The organism is Roseateles sp. NT4 (assembly GCF_051857475.1).
In the GTDB taxonomy this organism is placed as follows: Bacteria; Pseudomonadota; Gammaproteobacteria; order Burkholderiales; family Burkholderiaceae_C; genus Pelomonas.
The window spans coordinates 77323-94888 of record NZ_JBPZGZ010000003.1; the positions used below are offsets into that span (position 1 = coordinate 77323).

Sequence of the window (17566 nt, forward strand, 5' to 3'; positions counted from 1 at the left end):
TTGGCGGCTGCTTGACTGGGAGGTAAGCATGCCGTTTCTGTCCAATCTGCGGATCGCGAAGCGTCTGGCCATCGCCTTTGGCATCTGCGTGACCCTGCTGTGCCTGAACAGCCTGATGTCGGCGTCTGCACTGTCCACCATCAACCAGTCGCTCAAGCTGATCACGTCCGATCGCTACGTGAAGGTGCAGCTGGTGGGCGACATCAAGGACGAGGTCAACCTGCAGGCGCGCATCGCCCGCAACCTGCTGATCTTCGACAAGCCCGAGGACCGTGAGCGCGAGCTGCTGCAGATGCAGGATTCGCGCGCCAAGACCGGGCCGACGCTGAAGAAGCTGGACGACATGGTCGACAACAGCGGCGTCGGCCAGCAGAAGCTCAACGACGTCTACAAGCATCGCGACCTGTTCGTGACCGAGCTGGACGCGCTGCTGAAGCTGGTGCGAGGCAACCAGCTGGACGAGGCCCGCACCCAGTTGAAGGACCGCATGCGCAGCGCGCAGCTGGAGTATCTGAAGGTGCTGGAGGCGCTGTCCGACCACCAGGAGTCGCTGATGAACGACGCCGTGCGCGACGCGGACGAGCTGGTGAAGTTCAGCACCTTGAAGATCATCGCGCTGACGGTGCTGGCGACGCTGGCGGCGGTGGGCTTTGCGTGGTGGGTGTCGCGCTCCATCACGCGGCCGCTGGCGCGCTCGGTGGCTGTGGCTGAGGCCGTGGCGCAAGGCGATCTGGGCTCGCGCATCGAAGCGGCCGGCCGCGACGAGATCGGGCAGCTGATGGACGCCCTGGGTCGCATGAACGAGCAGCTGTCCCAGATCGTCACCCAGGTGCGTGAAAGCTCCGAGTCCATCTCGACGGGCACAGGCCAGCTCGCCAGCGGCAACGCCGACCTCAGCCAGCGCACCGAGGAGCAGGCCAGCAACCTCGAGGAGACAGCTGCGACGATGGAGCAGCTGACCGCGACAGTGAAGCAGAACGCCGAGACGGCTCGTGCAGCCACCGAGATGGCCACCAGCGCGATGGACGTAGCCGAGCGCGGCGGCGAGGTGGTGGGCCAGGTCGTTCAGACCATGGACCGCATCAGCCAGGCCAGCCGGCGCATTGCCGACATCATCGGGGTCATCGACGGCATTGCCTTCCAGACCAACATCCTCGCGCTGAACGCGGCCGTCGAGGCGGCGCGCGCGGGCGAGCAGGGTCGAGGGTTTGCCGTCGTGGCCGGTGAGGTGAGGCTGCTGGCCCAGCGCAGCGCCGAGGCGGCCAAGGAGATCAAGTCGCTGATCGGCGCCAGCGTCGAGACCGTGGATGCGGGCAGCCAACTGGTGGCGGACGCCGGCCGCACGATGACCGACGTCGTGCAGCAGGTGCGCCAGGTCAACACGCTGATCGGCGAGATCAGCGCCGCCAGCCGCGAGCAGAGCACGGGCATCGACCAGGTGGGCGACGCCGTCATGCAGCTCGACCAGGTCACGCAGCAGAACGCCGCCCTGGTGGAGGAAGCCGCTGCCGCGGCCGAGAGCCTGAAGCAACAGGCGCGCCGGCTGACCGAGCTGGTCGCGACCTTCAAGCTCTGAGGCCGACAGTCCATGCGCATTGCCGCCCGCGTCGGCCACGCCACCGGCACTCGCCACGAGGTCGAGGTGCAGACGGCGGGGCCCGCACGGCCGCTGGACGTGGCCGCCAGGCCCGACGGTGGCTCGACGGTCAACGGCGGCGAGTTCCTGATGCTGGCCCTGGCTACCTGCTACTGCAACGACCTCTACCGCGAGGCGCGCCGGCTCGGCCTGGTGCTGGATGCGGTCGAGGTGGTGGCCGAGGCGGAGTTCGACGGCGTGGGCCTGGCGGCGCGGGACGTGCGCTACCGGGCGCGCGTTGAATCAAGCGCCGGTGCGGCGGCCATCGAACAGCTGTTGAACGAGACCGACGCGGTCGCCGAGGTGCACAACACGCTGCGCGCCGGCGCCGCCGTCAGGCGCGAGCCCTGGTGACTCAGCGTCCGGCACCCTTCAGCGCCGCCAGCGTGAACACATAGCTGTCGGCCGACTTGGGCTGGTGGCAGGCCAGGCAGCGTGGCTGCTGCAGGGCCAGGCGGGGCGTGCCGTCGGCGCTCCAGACGCCGTAGTTCCAGTTGCCATTGCGCAGCAGCGGCGGGATGGCCTCGCCCCAGCCGGCGCGGGTCTCCATGCCGACATAGTTCTTGACGGCGCCGGGCGTCCAGCGTCCGTCCGTGCCGACCTGTGGCGTGTAGTTCACCGTCAGCAGGACGGAGCCTTCGGGCAGGGGCTTGCCGGCGCGCGCGGCGTCCACGGCCAGCTTGTTGGCATAGCGCAGCGTCAGCGTCTTGTTGGTCTCGTCCTGGTCGCGCTGGTATTCAACGAACGCCTGAGGGAAGTCCTTGGGCAGGGTCATGGCCGAGACGGTGGCCGCATGCGGCGCCATGGCCGTGGCGTCGGCCGGCGCGGGCGGCAGGCTGCTCCAGTAGGCGGACAGGGCCTTGATGTCGTCGGGTGACAGCTGCGCGGCCATGGCGGCCATCAGGTCGTTCTTGCGCGTGCCGGCCTTGAAGGCCTCCAGCTGGCGGGCCAGATAGGTGGCCTTCTGGCCGGCTAGGTTGGGGATGTCGGGCGCGATGCTGACGCCGGCCACGCCGTGGCAGGCCTGGCAGGTGGCGACCTTGGCCGGCGGGGCCTCGGCCAGCGCGGTTGAACCGGCCAGGGCGAGGGCGGGCAGCAGCAGGCGGATGCGGGGCATGGCGGCTCCAGGCACTTCAGGGCCTGGCCATGCTGCGCGCAAGCCGGCGCGGCGGCCACCAGGAAAGTCCCAGGCCATGGGAGGGAATATTTTTGCAGCCACTGCATCCAAACGCGCCGCTGGCGGCTAGTGAAGGGGTGAGCTGCGGCCACACCGTGTTCCAACCTTCTCTTCATGGAGATACAGCATGCACAAGATGTCCTCTTCCGCCCTGGTCCTCGCGAGCGTCCTCGGCCTGTCGGCCTGCGCCGGCATGTCGCCCCCGGCCCCCGTCTTCAGCCAAGCCGCCTTGCCCGATGCCGTCAAGGTGCCGGCGGGCCACCGCGTCGCCATGGAGACCGTGGGCGTGGGCGAGATCACCTATGAATGCCGCGCCAAGGCCAATACGCCCGGTGCCTTCGAATGGGCCTTCGTCGGCCCCAGGGCCGATCTGAACAGCCGCGCCGGCGCCAGGTTGGGCAGCTATTTCGGCCCGCCGGCCACCTGGGCGTCCAATGACGGCTCCAGGATCACCGGCACGCAGTTGGCCGTGGCTCCGGCGGCGCAGGGCAGCATCCCGCTGCAACTGGTCAAGGCCAACCCGGCCTCCGCACCGGGCGCCATGATGGACGTCACCCATGTGCAGCGCGTGGCTACGCAAGGCGGCGTGGCGCCGGCGCTGCCGTGCGATGCCGGCAGTGCGGGGCGCAAGGAGATCGTCAAGTACCAGGCCGACTACATCTTCTGGAAAGCCGCCTGACCTGAGGCCCCTCGTCCAAGGAGTACCTTGACCGGCCCCCCGAGGGGACGGCGATGCTTGCCGGTTCGACCGGCAAGCACATCGCCGTACGCGGGCCGGCTAGGGAGCGGCCCGGCGCTCGGCCCGCAAACACATCTGCGGCTTGTCTCCGGCGCAGGCTAGAGTCCACGCGGACTTGATCCCACCTCTGCCGCACTTGGACACCCCGCCTTTCGACTATGAAGCTGCGCTGCTCGCCTGCGCGCGGGGCGAGCGCTTTGCGCTGCGGGCCCTGTACGAGCGCGAGGCGCGCTGGCTGCTGGGCGTGGCGCAGCGCATCGTGCGCGATCGCGAGCGGGCCGAGGACGTGCTGCACGACGCCTTCATGCAGGTCTGGGACCACGCTTGCACCTTCGAGCCTGCGCTGGGTTCGGCGCGCGGCTGGATCTACACCGTGGTTCGCCACGCGGCGCTGAAGGCCGTGCGCGAGCCTGGCCGCCTGCAGCTGATGGACGTGACCGAGCTGACTGCCTTGTCCGACGCCCAGCAGCGTGACGATGGCGCCGATGAGGGGCGCGGCCTCGACGCCGACAGCCTGGAGCGCTGCCTGCAGCGCCTGGACGCGCCGCGCCGCGCCTGCGTCGTGCACGCCTTTGTCGACGGCTACACGCATGAGCAGATCGCGGTGCGGCTGAACACGCCGCTGGGCACCGTCAAGTCGTGGATCAAGCGCGGCCTGGCGAGCCTGAAGGAGTGCCTGTCGTGATCGATCTGCGCGATCCTGCCGAACGCGATGCCGCCGCGGGCGAGTACGTGCTCGGCACGTTGGGTGCGGAGGATCATGCCGCCGTGGCCGCCGCGCTCCCGCACGACGCCGCGCTGCGCGCCGACGTCTATGCCTGGCAGGACCGGATGCTGCCCCTCAGCGCCCAGGTGGCAGCGGCCGAGCCGACGACCGCGGTGTGGAGGCGGCTGTCGCTTGCGCTGGACGGCCGCCAGCCGCCGCGCAAGGCGGCCGAGGCGCGCACGCCCTGGTGGCAGGGCCTGCGCTTCTGGCAAGGCCTCAGCGCGGTCGGCGTGGCCGCGTCGCTGCTGCTGGCCCTGCGCCTGATCGCACCGCTGCCGGCGGCCGACGGCGCACGCTTCGTTGCCGTGCTGGAAAGCCCCGATGAGCGCCATGCCGCCGGCTGGGTGGTGGAAGTGCAGGCCGGCGGCACGCTGCGCCTGGTGCCGGTGGGCGAGACGCCGCCGGTGCCGCCGGGCCGCGCCTTGCAGTTCTGGACCAAGCCGCAGGGCGCGCCAGGGCCGACGTCGCTGGGCCTGGTGCGCGTCGGCCAGACCGTGCAGATGCCCGTCACCCGCCTGCCCGCCGTGGGCGCCCAGCAACTGTTCGAGATCACCCTGGAGCCCGAGGCCGGCTCGCCCATCGGCAAGCCCACCGGCCCCATCCTGTTCGTCGGCCGCACCGTCGCGCTGTAGAGCTTTCTAGGGCCGGAAAGAGCGGTAGACGCCGCGCCTTTCGGGCCGGCTCAGCACCAGCTGCCAGAGCTGGCCCTGGCGCGAGCGGAAGAAGCCGGCGCAGCTCAGAAGGTAGTAGCGGAACATGCGCCTGAAGCCCTCGTCATACCGTGGCGCCAGGCGTGGCCAGGCGGCCTCGAAGCGCTCGGCCCAACACATCAGCGTGCGGTCGTAGTCGGGACCGAAGTTGTGCCAGTCCTCGATGATGAAGCGGCCCTCCAGCGCGTTGCCCAGCTCGGCGGGCGAGGGCAGTTTGCCGTTGGGGAAGATGTAGCGCTCGATCCAGGGATCGGTGTGCGGCGCGCGGCGGTCCACGCCGATGCTGTGCAGCAGGAAGAGGCCGTCGGGTGCGAGCAGGCGACGGACGGTGTCGAAGTAGGTGGCGTAGTTCTTCAGGCCCACATGCTCGAACATGCCGACCGAGACGATCTTGTCGAAGCGGCCCTGCAGGGCGCGGTAGTCCTGCAGCAGCAGGGTGACCGGCAGGCCGGTGCAGCGGGCTTCTGCAAGGGCCAGCTGCTCCCTGCTGACGGTGATGCCGGTGACGCGCACGCCATGGTGCTCGGCGGCATATTGCGCCAGGCCGCCCCAGCCACAGCCGATGTCCAGCAGGGTCTCGCCGGGCTGCAGCTCCAGCTTGCGGCAGATCATGGCCAGCTTGTGTTCCTGCGCCTGCTCGAGGGTGTCGGCCTGGGCCCAGTAGGCGCAGGAATAGATCATGCGCGAGTCCAGCATGGCCTCGAAGACGTCATTGCCGGCGTCGTAGTGGTGCTCGCCGACCTGGTGGGCGCGCTCCACGCTCTGTCGGTTGAAGAGGCGCTGGCGCAGGCTCTCCAGGACGAGCTGCAGCCTGGCCAGGCCGGGGGCGGTGCGGTCGAGTTCGGCGCGCAGCAGGCGTTCGAACATCATGTCCAGGCGCTCGCAGTCCCAGTCGCCGTCGACATAGGACTCGCCGGCGCCGAGCGACCATTGCGTCAGCAGGCGGCGATACAGGCGTTGGTTGTTGACGCGCAGGTCCCAGGGGCGATGGCCGTTGAAGTGCACGTCGGCGCGTGCCAGCAGGTCGCGCAGCACGGGCGGCGCTTCGAGGGAGAGGGCGGGCACGGACAACATGCGCGACAACAGGTCTCGATGGACTTGTCGCAAGTCTGCCGCCACGGCCGCCGCCCTGTCTTTTCAAAGTGTCAATGCCCTCGATAGCGAGGGTGAATCTCCCTAGCTTGCAGGCAGGCCCCAGCCGAACGGGTCATCTGGCGCGATCAGCAGCGTCGCCTCCGCGCTGATGAAGGCCTGGCCGCGGATGGTGGGCACGATGCTGGCCGCATCCATTTCGTACCAGGCCTCGAAGACGCTGCCGATGACACTGGCCTGGCGCCAGACCTCGCCGGCCGCCAGCTTGCCCGAGGCGGCCAGGCAGGCCAGCTTGGCACTGGTGCCGGTGCCGCAGGGCGAGCGGTCGTACTGGCGGCCCGGGCAGAGCACGAAGCTGCGCGAGTCGGCCAGGGCGGGGTCGACATCGGCGAACAGCTCGATGTGGTCGATGACAGCGCCGTCGCTGCCGCGGTGGCCCTGGGCGTGCAGGGCCTCGCCCACCATGGCCGCATAGTCGGTCAGGGCGTTCACGTGCGCGGGCGCCACGGCCTGGCCATGGTCGGCGCAGAGAAAGAACCAGTTGCCGCCCCAGGCGATGTCGCCCGTGACGGTCTGGCCTCCCGTTGGTGTCTGCAGCGTCACGCTGACGCCCGCAGCCAGGCGATAGGCCGGCACATTGCGCACGCTGACCCGGCCGTCCTGGTGCAGGGTCGCGCGCACGTTGCCGACCGGCGTCTCGATGACGTGTTCCCCGGCTTCGATGCGCCCCAGGTGCCGCAGCGTCGCGATGAGGCCGATGGTGCCGTGGCCGCACATGCCGAGGTAGCCGGCGTTGTTGAAGAAGATGACGCCGGCCGTGTGGGCGGGATCCTGCGGCGTGCAGAGCAGGGCGCCGACCAGCACCTCGCTGCCGCGCGGCTCCAGCAGCGTGGCGCGGCGATACGCGTCGTGTTCCCGGGCGAGGCGCTCTCGCCTCTCGGCCATGGGGCCACCGCCCAGATCGGGAAAGCCGTCGATGACGACGCGGGTCGGCTCGCCGCCGGTGTGGGAGTCGATGATCTGGATGCGTTTCATGTCGTCGCGGCGTCCAGCTTGAAGGCCGCCACCGTCTCGGCCAGCTGGCGGGCCTGGTGCTGCAGGCTCTCGGCTGCCGCAGCACTCTCCTCCACCAGGGCGGCGTTCTGCTGGGTGACCTGGTCGAGCTGGTTGACGGCCTCGCCGATCTGGCCGATGCCCTTGCTCTGTTCGCCGCTGGCCGCGCTGATCTCGCTGATGAGGTCGGCCACGCGCCGGACCTGGGTCACGACGTCGTCGACCGTGCGGCCGGCCTCGCCGACCAGCTTGTTGCCGGCGTCGACGCGCTCGACGCTGGCGCCGATCAGCGACTTGATCTCGCGCGCCGCCTCGGCGCTGCGTGTCGCCAGCGTGCGCACCTCGCCTGCCACGACGGCGAAACCGCGGCCCTGCTCACCGGCACGGGCTGCCTCCACGGCGGCGTTCAGGGCCAGGATATTGGTCTGGAAGGCAATGGCGTCGATGGTGCCGATGATGTCGGCGATCTTGCGCGAGCTGGTCGTGATCTGGTCCATGGTGCTGACGACCTGCCCCATGACCTGGCCACCGGCCTCCGCCACGCGCGCCGCGCTGTCGGCCATCTGCGCGGCCTGGCGGGCCGTGTCGGTGTTGTGCTTCACGGTCGCGCTCAACTCCTCCATGGAGGCGGCCGTCTCCTCCAGGCTGCTGGCCTGCTCCTCGGTGCGCTGGCTGAGGCTGGCATTGCCCTCGGCGATCTGGCCGCTGGCCGTGGCCACGCTGTCGGCATTGCCGCGCACCGTGCCGACGACGGTCACGAGCGCGTCGTTCATCTTCTGCAGCGCGCACAGCAGCTGGCCGGGCTCGTCCTTGCGGCTGGTGTCCAGGCGCAGGCGCAGGTCGCCGGAGGCGACGGTCTGCGCGGCGGTCACGGCCTGGTCGATGGGGTTGACGACGGAGCGCGTGATCAGCAGCGCCAGGGCCGCGCCCACAGCCACGGCCAACGCAGCCGCCACCAGTACGGCGACCGCGGCGAAGTCGACCTTGTCATCGGTGGCCTTGGCCGACTCGTGCATCAAGGCCTTCTGGAATTCCACCAGCGCCTCCAGGGCCGCGAAATACTTGCCCTGGTGGGTGCGGGTGTCCGTCAGCAGCAGCTCGCGTGCGGCGTCGGTCTCGTTCTTCATGCCAAGATCGATGACGCGCTGGATGGAGGCGTCGTAGGGCGCATGCGCCTGCGCGGCGGCGGCCAGCAGGGCGCGGCCCTGGCTGTCCTGGATGCCTTCCAGCTTCTTCTCCAGCGCGACGATCTGCGTGCGCGCGGCCGTCACGTCGGCCAGCTCCTTCTTCTTGCCGGCCTCGTCGGCCAGCATGACGAGGTCGCGCACCGATTGCGCGATCTCGTTGACATGGTCCTTGATGGCCTCGAGCTGCTGGACCTTGACCATGCGGTCCTCCACCATCAGCTCCAGCGCCGCGTTGATCTGGTGCAGCTGGGTCCGGGCATAGCCGGCCAGCAACACGCTGAACATGATGGACAGTGCGAAGGCGAGCCCGAGGCGGCGACCGATACGCAGGTCATTCAGAAATCGCATGCTGTTGCTCCCGGAGGCGGACGAGTCGGCTCGAAAGGGCGGTCTTGTGTCATCCTGTGGCCTCGCATCGCGACGCCGCGGTGCAGCGTAAGGCGGAACGGTCATGGCTGTCACTGGCAATCTGGGTGAAAAAGTTCTCGCGTTGGTGGCGGAACCGCCGCTGGCGGACTGCGCGCCGGCCGCGCGGCCGCGGGATGCGGCAACGCGTGCCATTGAGGGTGCTGCCACCAAGGCGGGCCTGGCCGCGGGCACGCTGGCCCTGCCGCCCGGTCCGCTGGGCTGGGCCACGATTGCGCCGGAGATGCTGGCCGTCTGGCATATCCAGCGCCAGCTGGTGGCCGACATCGCCGCCATCTACGGGCGCAGTGCCGAGCTCGGCCCCGCGCAGATGCTGTGGTGCCTGTTCCGCCACACGGCGGCTCAGGCGCTGCGCGATCTGGGCGTGCGGGTCGGCGAGCGCGTGGTCGTGCGCCCGGCGGCGCAACTGCTGCTGCAACGCGTGGCCGAGGCGGTCGGCGTGCACCTGGGCAAGAAGGCCGCCAGCCGGGCGCTGTCGCGCTGGGTACCGCTGGTGGGGGCGGCCGGTGTCGGCGCCTATGCCTATTGGGATACGCGCCAGGTCGGGCGCGCGGCGCTGCAGCTGTTCGAGAGCGAGCAGGTGATCGACAACCCTGTGTAACTTCCGCATCCGGCCGATTCATACTCGGCAGCATGCAGCTGCCGGCCATTCTCGACATCGAAGCCTCGGGCTTTGGCCGTGGCAGCTATCCCATCGAGATCGGCTTCTGCAGTGGCGAGGGCGCGTTGTTCTGCGGCCTCATCGTGCCCGAGCCCGAGTGGCAGCACTGGGACGCCAGCGCCGAGGCCTTGCACGGCATCAGCCGGGAGCTGTTGCTGCGCCATGGCAAGTCGGTGCGCTGGATGGCCGAGCAGCTCAACACCCGCCTGGCCGGCCAGACCGTCTACTGCGATGGCTGGGGCCAGGACTATTCCTGGCTGTCCCGCCTCTATGACGCCGCCGGCCTGGCGCTGCGCTTCAAGCTGGACGATCTGCGCGGCCTGCTCAACGAGGCCGAGGCCCTGCGCTGGCGCGGCGTTGTCGACGTCGTGCGCCAGCGCCAGCGCCTGACCCGCCACCGTGCCAGCAGCGACGCGCGGGTGCTGCAGATGGCCCTGGGCGAGATCAAGAACGGCGTCGCCGCCTAGAGTTCCGTGCCCCGGTAGCAGCCACGCCCGGCGCGCTTGGCTTCATACAGGCTGGCATCGGCCTTCTCCACCAGTTGCTCCAGGGTGACCTCACCCGTCGTGGCGACGCAGTAGCCGATGCTGACGCCGATCTCCAGCTCCAGTTCGCCGATGTGATACGGCGCGCTGATGGCCTGCAGCAGCTTGGCCGACACGGCCGCCGCGGCATGGACCTCGTGGATCTGCGGCAGCAGCACGGCGAACTCGTCGCCGCCCAGGCGGGCCGCCAGGTCGTTGGGGCGCAGCGCGTGGCGCAGGCGCAGGGCGACGGCCTTCAAGAGCGCATCGCCGGTCGGGTGGCCGTGCTGGTCGTTGACGGGCTTGAACTTGTCCAGGTCGAGGTAGAGCAGGGCCAGGCGCTGGCCCGCGACGCCGGCCAGCTGGTCGCGGGCGCCTTCCTCGAAGCCGGCACGGTTGAGCAGCTGCGTCAGGGCGTCGGTCTGCGAGGCCAGGCGCAGCCGGGCCTCCTCGCGGCGGGCCTCGGTCACGTCGACCTCGATGGCGATCAGGCCTTCGATGTCGCCGCTCTGCACGCGCAGCGGCGCGTACTGCACGTCGAAGCGGCGGCCATCGCGCTCGTTGCCGTCGGTGATGTCCAGGCGGCGCGTCTCGCCGGCCAGGGCGGCGGCGATCAGCGGCTCGCGGCACGTGTAGCACTGGGCGCCGAACAGATCGGCCAACGGCCGGCCCACCCAGTCCTTGAGCTGGACGCGGCGCTGCTCCTCGAAAGCGGCATTGAAGAAGATCACGCGGCCCTCGGTGTCGCCGACGAGGAACTGGGCCCGCGCCGTGTGGGCGACGGCCAGCAGCATGGCCTCGCTGCGCTCGCGCTCGCGCTGGGCGCGCACCTGCTCCGACATGTCGCGCAGGATGACGGAGATGGTCTCGATGCGGCCGCGCACGTCGCGGTGCATGATGATGAGGCAGTCCACCGGCACGCGCGTGCTGCCCAGCTGCACGCTGGCGCGGCCGCGCCAGTGGCCCTGGCGCATGGCCTCTGGCAGCACGAACTTCTCGTACTGGGCGAGCTGTTCGGCCGAGAAATAGTCGGTGATGTGGGCGTTGTCCAGCGGCGCATCCGCGGCCATGCCCAGGCGGGCGCGGGCGGCCGGGTTGAGGTAGGTCACCACGCCCTGCTCGGTGGCCTGGCAGACGAAGTCGGGCGTCATGTCAAAGATCGCCGCCAGCGTCTTGCGGGCCTTCTCCTGCTCACCGCGTTCGGTCACGTCCTCGACGGTGCCTGACTGGCCCGCCACCTTGCCGTCGAAATACAGCGGCGCCGTGCGCACCGCGATCCAGCGGATGCGGCCGTCGTCGCCGCGCTTCATCTTGCGCACCATGTCGATGGGCTCGCCGGTGGCCATCTGGTGCTTCCAGCGCTGGATCAGCATGTCGCGCTGCTCGGGCTGCACCAGCGTCGTCCAGCCCCATTCGACCTCCTCGCGCTTGAGGCCGTGCACGCGCAGATAGCTGTCGTTCACATAGACGATGCGGCCGGTCTCGTCGGTGCGGAACAGGCCCAGGGGCATGGCATTGCTGGTGGTCTGCAGCGTCGCCTCGCGCAGCCGCGCGGCGCGCTGCAGCTGGCCGAGCCAGCGGGCCAGCAGCACCAGGCCGAGCGTGGCCAGGGCGGCGGCGGCCAGCACCGCGCTGCGCTGGCGCGAGAAGGGCAGCAGCACATCCTCCTCGGTGCCGGACAGCATCAGCTTGAGGTGGTAATCGGGCAGGGTGACGAAGGCGCCAACGCGCAGGCGGCCGTCGGTGGTCGCGCCGCTGCTGGTGTAGAAGCCTTCGACGCCATTGAGATCGCGGCGCGCGGCCGGGAACTGCTCGAAGATGTTGCGGCCGACGAAGCCCGGCACTTCGGGGCGGCGCGACAGGGCCAGGCCGTCGGCGCGCAGCATGACCAGGGAGGCCGGCGGCACCTGCACGAACAGGGCCTGGGCGTCGTGCAGGCGCTGCAGGTCGATGGTGGCCATGACGAACTCGTAGTCGTCCAGCGGCCGCGACAGCCGCATCAGCAGCGGCAGCCGCAGCCGACCGTCATCGGCGCGGCCGCCCAGGCGCAGCGGCAGGCCCAGGGAAATGCCTTCGGGCACCAGCCCAGCGATCTCGCCGAAGGCCGCGGTGCCGGCAATGCTGGCATCGTCGTCGTCGGTGCCCGCCTGCAGCCGGCGCACCTTGCCCGTGGGCGACACCAGGACGATGTCGACCAGATGGCGTGAGCCGCTGCGCACGCTGTCGACGAACTGGCGCAGCATGGCGTCGGCCAGCGGCCGGTCACCGCGCCGCGTCATCAGCCACAGGTCGACGACACGCAGGGCGCTCTCGGCCTGGCGCAGCACCGGTTCGGTCTGCATGGCGACGGCACGCACGCCGGTGGAGAGCTCCTGGCGCTGCTGGGCCAGCAGCTCGCGCGGCTTTTCGACGGCATACCAGCCCACCACGGCCCAGATGGTCAGCACGACGGAGCCAAAGGCCAGGGTGGGCGCCAGCAGCAGGGCGCGCTCGCGCCAGCGGCGGCGGCGTGCCTGGCGCAGGGGCTCGGCGGGCGGGTTGGCGTCGCTCATCGGGGGCAGGGGTTGCGGCTCATTTTGCGCTGCAGCCCCGGCCGCGTGCGGTGCTATTTCTCGCAGAACAGCCCGGCGTGTTGTTCGCGCAGCAGCTTCTTCTGCACCTTGCCCATGGCGTTGCGTGGCAGCTCGGCCGCGACGAGGATGCGCTTGGGCACCTTGAAGCCGGCGATGCGGTCCTTCAGGGCCTGGATCAGCGCCTCGGGATCGGGCTGGCCGGCCGGCGTGACGACGGCGACGACGGCCTCGCCGAAGTCCGGATGCGGCACGCCGATGACGGCCGATTCGCCCACGCCGGGCAGCTCGTTCAGGAAGCCCTCGATCTCGGCCGGGTAGACATTGAAGCCGCCGCTGATGATGAGGTCCTTGCTGCGGCCGATCAGCGTCAGATAGCCCTTCGCGTCGACGCGGCCGACGTCGCCGGTCTTGAACCAGCCGTCGGCCGTGAACTCTTCGGCCGTCTTCTCGGGCATCTGCCAGTAGCCGCTGAACACATTGGGGCCGCACACCTGCACATGGCCGATCTCGTCGACGGCGCAGGCCTCGCCGTCGTCGTTGACGATGCGCAGGCCGACGCCGGGCAGGGCCGGGCCGACGGTGCCACCGATGCGCTCACCCTCCTCGGGGCGGCAGGGGTTGGACGTCAGCATCAGCGTTTCGCTCATGCCGTAGCGCTCCAGGATGAGGTGGCCGGTGCGGTCCTGCCAGTCGCGCCAGGTCTCGATGAGCAGGGGCGCCGAGCCGCTGATGAAGAGGCGGATGTTTTGGGTCTCGAGCGTCTTCTCGTGCAGCAGCCTCACATAGAGGGTGGGCACACCCATGAAGACGGTGGCCTCGGGCAGGCGGCGTGCGACGGCACCGGCCTCGAACTTGTTGAACCACAGCATCCTGCTGCCGTTCAGCAGCGCGCCATGCGAGGCGACGAACAGGCCGTGGACGTGGAAGATGGGCAGGGCGTGCAGCAGCACGTCGTCGGGTTGCCAATCCCAATAGTCCTTCAGTGTTCGGGCGTTGGACAGCAGATTGCCGTGGCTGAGCATGGCGCCCTTGCTGCGCCCGGTGGTGCCGCTGGTGTAGAGGATGGCGGCCAGGTCGCTGTCGGCGCGCTCGACGGGTTCGTGGGCGAGCGGCATCTGGGCCGCGCGATCGAGCAGGGTGCCCGTGCGGTCGTCGTTCAGCGTGAAGACCCAGCGCACGCCGCGCTGGAAGGCCAGCTTGCTGACCCAGCCGAAGTGCTGGCCCGAACAGACGACGACGCCCGGCGCGGCGTCGCTGATGAAATGCTCCAGCTCGGCCGCGTGATAGGCCGGGTTCAGCGGCAGATAGACGAAACCGGCGCGCAGCACGGCCAGGTAGAGCATCAGGCCTTCGACGCTCTTGTCGGTATGCACGGCGACGCGGCTGCCGGCCGGCAGCTCCAGCTTGTGCAGCCAGTTGGCCAGCATGGCGCTGCCGTTGTCCAGGTCGCGCCAGCGGTAGAGGGCGCCGTCATGGTCGATGGCGGTGGCGTCGAGATCGGCCGGGAAACCGGCGCGCAGAGCCGAGTAGAGGTTCATGGTCGGCTCAATCCATCTTGGTGCCGGAGCGCTTGACGACTTCCGCCCAGCGCTTCATCTCGGCGCTGACGAATTGCCCGAAGGCGTCGCCATAGAGATTGGGCGTTTCGGCGCCCAGGCCATGCCAGATGTTGCGGATGTCATCGGTCGCGAAAGCCTTGCGCAGTTCGGCCTGCATGCTGCCCACGACCTCGCGCGGCGTGCCCTTGGGCGCCCACAGGCCATACCAGGTCGAGACCTCGTAGCCCGGCACACCGGCCTCGGCGGCGGTCGGCACATCGGGGAAGCCGACGGCGCGCCTGGGCGCCGCCACGGCCAGGGCCTTGATGCGGCCGCCCTTGATGTGGGTGGCCGAGGAGCCCAGGCCGTCGAACATCAGGTCGACCTGGCCGGCGATCAGGTCCTGCAGGGCGGGGCCGGCGCCGCGGTAGGGAATGTGGGTGATGAAGGTCTTGGTGTTGAGCTTGAACAGCTCGCCCGCCAGATGGTGGGAGGTGCCATTGCCGGCCGAGGCGTAGTTCAGCCGGCCCGGCTTGGCGCGCACGGTGGCCAGCAGGCCCTTGAGATCACCGACAGGCACCTGGCCCGGGTGCACGACGATGACCTGGGGCACGCTGGCCAGCAGGGCGACGGGGATGAAGTCGTCTTCCAGCCGGTAGTCCAGCCGCGGGTACATGGACGGCGCGATGGTGTGGTGGACGGCGCCCATGAAGAAGTTGTTGCCGTCGGCAGGCAGCTTGGCCGCGATGGTGGCGCCGACGGTGCCGCCGGCACCGCCCTTGTTGTCGATGAGGACCTGGCGGCCCAGCTGGCGCGTCAGCTGCGCCGTCAGCGGCCGGGCGAAGGCGTCGGTGCCGCCGCCGGCCGGGAAAGGCACGATCCAGACCTGAGGCTTGCCGCCCTGGGCCTGGGCCAGCCAGGGGCTGAGCAGCGCGGGCAGCAGCGTGCGTCGCTTCATGAGCTTGTCTCCGTCGTCGTTGTGCGCCGGATTATCGGGAAGCTCAGGGCCTCAGCAGGGCTGTCACGCGGCCGAGCAGCTCCTGCTTGGAGAAGGGCTTGTTGAGGCTGTCGCAGCGCGCCTCGCTGAGGAACTGGCGCGCGATGGGCGACAAGGTGTCGCCGGTGACGAAGAGCATGCGCCGCGCCAATGTCGGCTGGCTGGCCTTGACCTCGCGCCACAGCTGGGCGCCATCGATGTCGGGCATGTGCAGGTCGCTGACGATGGCGTCGAAGCGCGCCTCGGCCAGCATGGCCAGGGCCACCGCGCCGGACTCGGCCGTCATGACCTCGTAGCCGGCGCCCGACAACATCTCGCCGATCAGCTCGGCAATCTCTGCCTCGTCGTCGACGATCAGCACGCGGGCGCTGCATTCGTCGGCGGCAGGCAGGGGCGAAGGCTCGGCCTCGCTGGCTTCCGGTTCCCCGCTGACCGGCATCTGCAGGCAGAAGCAGGCCCCGCTGCCGTCGTCCTGCAGCGTCAGTTCGCCGCCGTGGTCGCGGGCAATCGAGCGCGACACGGCCAGGCCCAGGCCGGTGCCCACGCCTTCGACCTTGGTCGTGAAGAAGGGTTCGAAGATGCGTTCGTGCAATTCGGGCTCGATGCCGGGGCCGTTGTCGCGCACGCGCAGCCAGACGCGCGGCACGCGGCGGCGGTCGCCGTCGGTCATGGGCGCCAGCCCGGTGGAGACGGTCAGGCGGCGGCCGTTGTCGCGCGCCCCCAGGGCCTGCTGGGCGTTGACGATGAGGTTGAGGACGATCTGGCCGATCTGGTCGGCGTCGGCCTTGACGGGCGGCAGGCCGGGCAGCAGGTCCAGCGTGACGGCAATGCCATGGCTGCGCAGCACATAGCCCAGCATGTCGACGGCGGCCGTGGCGAGGTCGTTCAGCGCCACCTCGCTGCGGTTGGCCGGGCGGCTGCGCGCCATGTTCAGGAAGGTGCGCACGATGCGGCCGCAGCGCTCGGCGGCCTCGTGGATGCGCTGGGCGTCGGCGGCGCGCGGGTCGCCGGCCATCTTTTCGGCCAGCAGGGCGGCCCGACCCATGACGATGGACAGTGGGTTGTTCAGCTCATGGGCGACACCGGCCAGCAGGCTGCCCATGGCGGTCAGCTTCTCGCTCTGGCGCAGGGCCTCGCGCTGGCGCTCGATCTCGCCCTGGGCGGTCTGGCGTTCCGACAGGTCGAAAAACGATGCCGTGTAGAAAGCCTGGCCGGCCACGTCGGTGCGCCACAGCAGCATCTCGACCGGGAATTCGCTGCCGTCGGCGCGCAGGGCCGGCATCTCGACGCGGCGGCCCATGACGCGCTGCTCGCCGCCAGCCGTCACCCGGGCCATGCCGGCGCCATGCGCGGCGCGCAGCCGCGGCGGGATCATCACGTCGGCCACCGAGCGGCCGATGGCCTGCTCGCGCGCGATGCCGAACATGGCCGCCGCCGCGGGGTTGAACTCGACGACATGACCGGTCTCGTCGGTGGAGACCAGAGCGGCCATGGCGTTGTCGAAGATGGAGGACTTCAGCGCCTCGGTGGCTTCCAGCTGCGCGACCTTGGCCGACAGCTCCGCGTCGCGCTGCTTCAGCTCGGTCAGGTCCAGGCTGATGGCCACGGTGGCCTGGGGCACGCCGTCGCGCACGTCCACCGGCACCAGGTGCTCACGCATATAGCGCCGGCCCACGCCGGCGAGTTCGGTCCAGCCCTCCCAGGCGACGGTCTGGCCCGTGGCCAGGCGCTGGCGCACGGCGGCGTAGCTGGCATAGGCCGCGTCACCGAGGATGCGGGCGATGGGCTGGTTCAGCACCTGCTTGGGATGCAGGCCGGTGAACTTGAAGAACTCGTGGTTGGCCCAGACGAAGCGCTCGTTGAGGTCGATGACGACGACACGGGCCGGCACGGCTTCCAGCAGCTGCGACAGCAGCGGCAGCGTCGCCTGCAGCACGCTGCCGAGTTCGCCCACGCCGGCGTCCGGCGCGGGGTGGAAGTGCAAGGTTTCTGTCATTCGGCTCGCTCCTGGGCCTCTCCCTAGGCGCGGCCGATGATAGTGACGCTCAGGCCGCCAGGGCCTCGGTGGAGGCCCCCTCCTGCATGGTCCTGGCAACGTGCCCGTACATCGTCGTCCAGGCGTCGCGCACCTCGGCCGTGAAGCCCTGGCCCAGGCCGGCCGACAGCGTGTCCAGCAGGGCCGCGCCGACGCTGGCGTAATGGGCCTCGACGACGCCGTAGCCGGCATGGCGCTGGCCGAGCTTGAGCAGCACGGGCGTCAGCGAATGCGGGCGGTCCAGCAGATCGATGGCGGCGGACAGCATCTGCATCAGGCGGGCACCCTGCTCGCCCATGTCGCCACCGCGGAAGAGGACGCGCAGGGCCGGGTCACGGGCGAACAGCTGGGCATAGAAGGCCTCGGCCACGGTAGGGGCCAGGGGCTTGAGGGGTTCGAAGCTGTCGCGGATGAGCTGGATCTGTTCGGGGGTCATGGTGATTGGTGCTTTC

General features: G+C 70.0%; 16 protein-coding genes. 7 read left to right on the plus strand and 9 right to left on the minus strand.

Annotated features, from left to right (window positions below):
* The first annotated feature begins 28 nt into the window (after positions 1 to 28).
* Positions 29 to 1576, plus strand: coding sequence for a methyl-accepting chemotaxis protein (locus ACS5PN_RS19320; protein ID WP_439465642.1), 1548 nt, complete (start codon positions 29 to 31; stop codon positions 1574 to 1576).
* Positions 1577 to 1588: 12 nt separating this feature from the next.
* Positions 1589 to 1990, plus strand: coding sequence for an OsmC family protein (locus ACS5PN_RS19325; RefSeq protein ID WP_439465643.1), 402 nt, complete (start codon positions 1589 to 1591; stop codon positions 1988 to 1990).
* Position 1991: 1 nt separating this feature from the next.
* Here the strand turns inward: ACS5PN_RS19325 and ACS5PN_RS19330 are convergent, their stop codons facing one another.
* Complete coding sequence (locus tag ACS5PN_RS19330; RefSeq protein ID WP_439465644.1) at positions 1992 to 2753, minus strand: cytochrome P460 family protein; 762 nt, start codon at positions 2751 to 2753, stop codon at positions 1992 to 1994.
* Between the two features lie 187 nt (positions 2754 to 2940).
* On the opposite strand from ACS5PN_RS19330, the gene ACS5PN_RS19335 reads away from it, so the two are divergent.
* The 3 genes from ACS5PN_RS19335 (at position 2941) to ACS5PN_RS19345 (ending at position 4950) form a co-directional block, all read left to right on the plus strand.
* Positions 2941 to 3492: a DUF3455 domain-containing protein gene (locus ACS5PN_RS19335; protein ID WP_439465645.1), complete on the plus strand. Its 552-nt coding sequence runs from the start codon at positions 2941 to 2943 to the stop codon at positions 3490 to 3492.
* Between the two features lie 196 nt (positions 3493 to 3688).
* Positions 3689 to 4237, plus strand: coding sequence for a sigma-70 family RNA polymerase sigma factor (locus tag ACS5PN_RS19340; protein ID WP_439465646.1), 549 nt, complete (start codon positions 3689 to 3691; stop codon positions 4235 to 4237).
* Positions 4234 to 4950 carry an anti-sigma factor gene (locus ACS5PN_RS19345; protein WP_439465647.1) on the plus strand — a complete coding sequence of 239 codons (717 nt, stop codon included), beginning with the start codon at positions 4234 to 4236 and terminating at the stop codon, positions 4948 to 4950. Before ACS5PN_RS19340 ends, ACS5PN_RS19345 begins: the two co-directional genes overlap by 4 nt.
* Before the next feature lie 6 nt (positions 4951 to 4956).
* Here ACS5PN_RS19345 and cfa read toward each other — a convergent pair whose 3' ends face one another.
* The 3 genes from cfa to ACS5PN_RS19360 form a co-directional block, all read right to left on the minus strand.
* Complete coding sequence (cfa, locus tag ACS5PN_RS19350) at positions 4957 to 6102, minus strand: cyclopropane fatty acyl phospholipid synthase (RefSeq protein ID WP_439466377.1); 1146 nt, start codon at positions 6100 to 6102, stop codon at positions 4957 to 4959.
* 102 nt (positions 6103 to 6204) lie between these two features.
* A complete protein-coding gene (locus tag ACS5PN_RS19355; RefSeq protein ID WP_439465648.1) occupies positions 6205 to 7155 on the minus strand; it encodes a 4-hydroxyproline epimerase in 951 nt (316 codons plus the stop codon).
* Positions 7152 to 8708, minus strand: a complete 1557-nt coding sequence (locus ACS5PN_RS19360) for a methyl-accepting chemotaxis protein (protein WP_439465649.1) — start codon at positions 8706 to 8708, stop codon at positions 7152 to 7154. Before ACS5PN_RS19360 ends, ACS5PN_RS19355 begins: the two co-directional genes overlap by 4 nt.
* A 103-nt stretch (positions 8709 to 8811) precedes the next feature.
* On the opposite strand from ACS5PN_RS19360, the gene ACS5PN_RS19365 reads away from it, so the two are divergent.
* Positions 8812 to 9387, plus strand: coding sequence for a hypothetical protein (locus ACS5PN_RS19365; RefSeq protein ID WP_439465650.1), 576 nt, complete (start codon positions 8812 to 8814; stop codon positions 9385 to 9387).
* Positions 9388 to 9419: 32 nt separating this feature from the next.
* Positions 9420 to 9914, plus strand: coding sequence for a hypothetical protein (locus ACS5PN_RS19370; RefSeq protein ID WP_439465651.1), 495 nt, complete (start codon positions 9420 to 9422; stop codon positions 9912 to 9914).
* Here ACS5PN_RS19370 and ACS5PN_RS19375 read toward each other — a convergent pair.
* Genes ACS5PN_RS19375 through ACS5PN_RS19395 form a run of 5 tightly spaced genes read right to left on the minus strand, consistent with a single transcriptional unit; the run spans position 9911 to position 17550 of the window.
* Entirely contained in the window at positions 9911 to 12523 is a 2613-nt protein-coding gene (locus tag ACS5PN_RS19375) for a diguanylate cyclase domain-containing protein (protein ID WP_439465652.1), read from the minus strand. The two genes, ACS5PN_RS19370 and ACS5PN_RS19375, sit on opposite strands and share 4 nt — an antisense overlap.
* A gap of 53 nt (positions 12524 to 12576) precedes the next feature.
* Positions 12577 to 14082 carry a malonate--CoA ligase gene (locus ACS5PN_RS19380; protein ID WP_439465653.1) on the minus strand — a complete coding sequence of 502 codons (1506 nt, stop codon included), beginning with the start codon at positions 14080 to 14082 and terminating at the stop codon, positions 12577 to 12579.
* A 7-nt stretch (positions 14083 to 14089) separates the two neighbouring features.
* Positions 14090 to 15040, minus strand: coding sequence for a Bug family tripartite tricarboxylate transporter substrate binding protein (locus ACS5PN_RS19385; protein WP_439465654.1), 951 nt, complete (start codon positions 15038 to 15040; stop codon positions 14090 to 14092).
* Positions 15041 to 15083: 43 nt separating this feature from the next.
* A complete protein-coding gene (locus ACS5PN_RS19390; RefSeq protein WP_439465655.1) occupies positions 15084 to 17075 on the minus strand; it encodes a hybrid sensor histidine kinase/response regulator in 1992 nt (663 codons plus the stop codon).
* 49 nt (positions 17076 to 17124) lie between these two features.
* Positions 17125 to 17550 carry a globin family protein gene (locus tag ACS5PN_RS19395; protein WP_439465656.1) on the minus strand — a complete coding sequence of 142 codons (426 nt, stop codon included), beginning with the start codon at positions 17548 to 17550 and terminating at the stop codon, positions 17125 to 17127.
* Positions 17551 to 17566 lie beyond the last annotated feature (16 nt).

Excerpts from the sequence above, each read along its gene's own strand:
- ACS5PN_RS19320 (WP_439465642.1), top strand. The coding sequence starts at position 29 with ATGCCGTTTCTGTCCAATCTGCGGATCGCGAAGCGTCTGGCCATCGCC.
- ACS5PN_RS19325 (WP_439465643.1), top strand. The coding sequence starts at position 1,589 with ATGCGCATTGCCGCCCGCGTCGGCCACGCCACCGGCACTCGCCACGAG.
- ACS5PN_RS19330 (WP_439465644.1), bottom strand. The coding sequence starts at position 2,753 with ATGCCCCGCATCCGCCTGCTGCTGCCCGCCCTCGCCCTGGCCGGTTCA.
- ACS5PN_RS19335 (WP_439465645.1), top strand. The coding sequence starts at position 2,941 with ATGCACAAGATGTCCTCTTCCGCCCTGGTCCTCGCGAGCGTCCTCGGC.
- cfa (WP_439466377.1), bottom strand. The coding sequence starts at position 6,102 with ATGTTGTCCGTGCCCGCCCTCTCCCTCGAAGCGCCGCCCGTGCTGCGC.
- ACS5PN_RS19355 (WP_439465648.1), bottom strand. The coding sequence starts at position 7,155 with ATGAAACGCATCCAGATCATCGACTCCCACACCGGCGGCGAGCCGACC.
- ACS5PN_RS19360 (WP_439465649.1), bottom strand. The coding sequence starts at position 8,708 with ATGCGATTTCTGAATGACCTGCGTATCGGTCGCCGCCTCGGGCTCGCC.
- ACS5PN_RS19365 (WP_439465650.1), top strand. The coding sequence starts at position 8,812 with ATGGCTGTCACTGGCAATCTGGGTGAAAAAGTTCTCGCGTTGGTGGCG.
- ACS5PN_RS19370 (WP_439465651.1), top strand. The coding sequence starts at position 9,420 with ATGCAGCTGCCGGCCATTCTCGACATCGAAGCCTCGGGCTTTGGCCGT.
- ACS5PN_RS19375 (WP_439465652.1), bottom strand. The coding sequence starts at position 12,523 with ATGAGCGACGCCAACCCGCCCGCCGAGCCCCTGCGCCAGGCACGCCGC.
- ACS5PN_RS19380 (WP_439465653.1), bottom strand. The coding sequence starts at position 14,082 with ATGAACCTCTACTCGGCTCTGCGCGCCGGTTTCCCGGCCGATCTCGAC.
- ACS5PN_RS19385 (WP_439465654.1), bottom strand. The coding sequence starts at position 15,040 with ATGAAGCGACGCACGCTGCTGCCCGCGCTGCTCAGCCCCTGGCTGGCC.
- ACS5PN_RS19390 (WP_439465655.1), bottom strand. The coding sequence starts at position 17,075 with ATGACAGAAACCTTGCACTTCCACCCCGCGCCGGACGCCGGCGTGGGC.
- ACS5PN_RS19395 (WP_439465656.1), bottom strand. The coding sequence starts at position 17,550 with ATGACCCCCGAACAGATCCAGCTCATCCGCGACAGCTTCGAACCCCTC.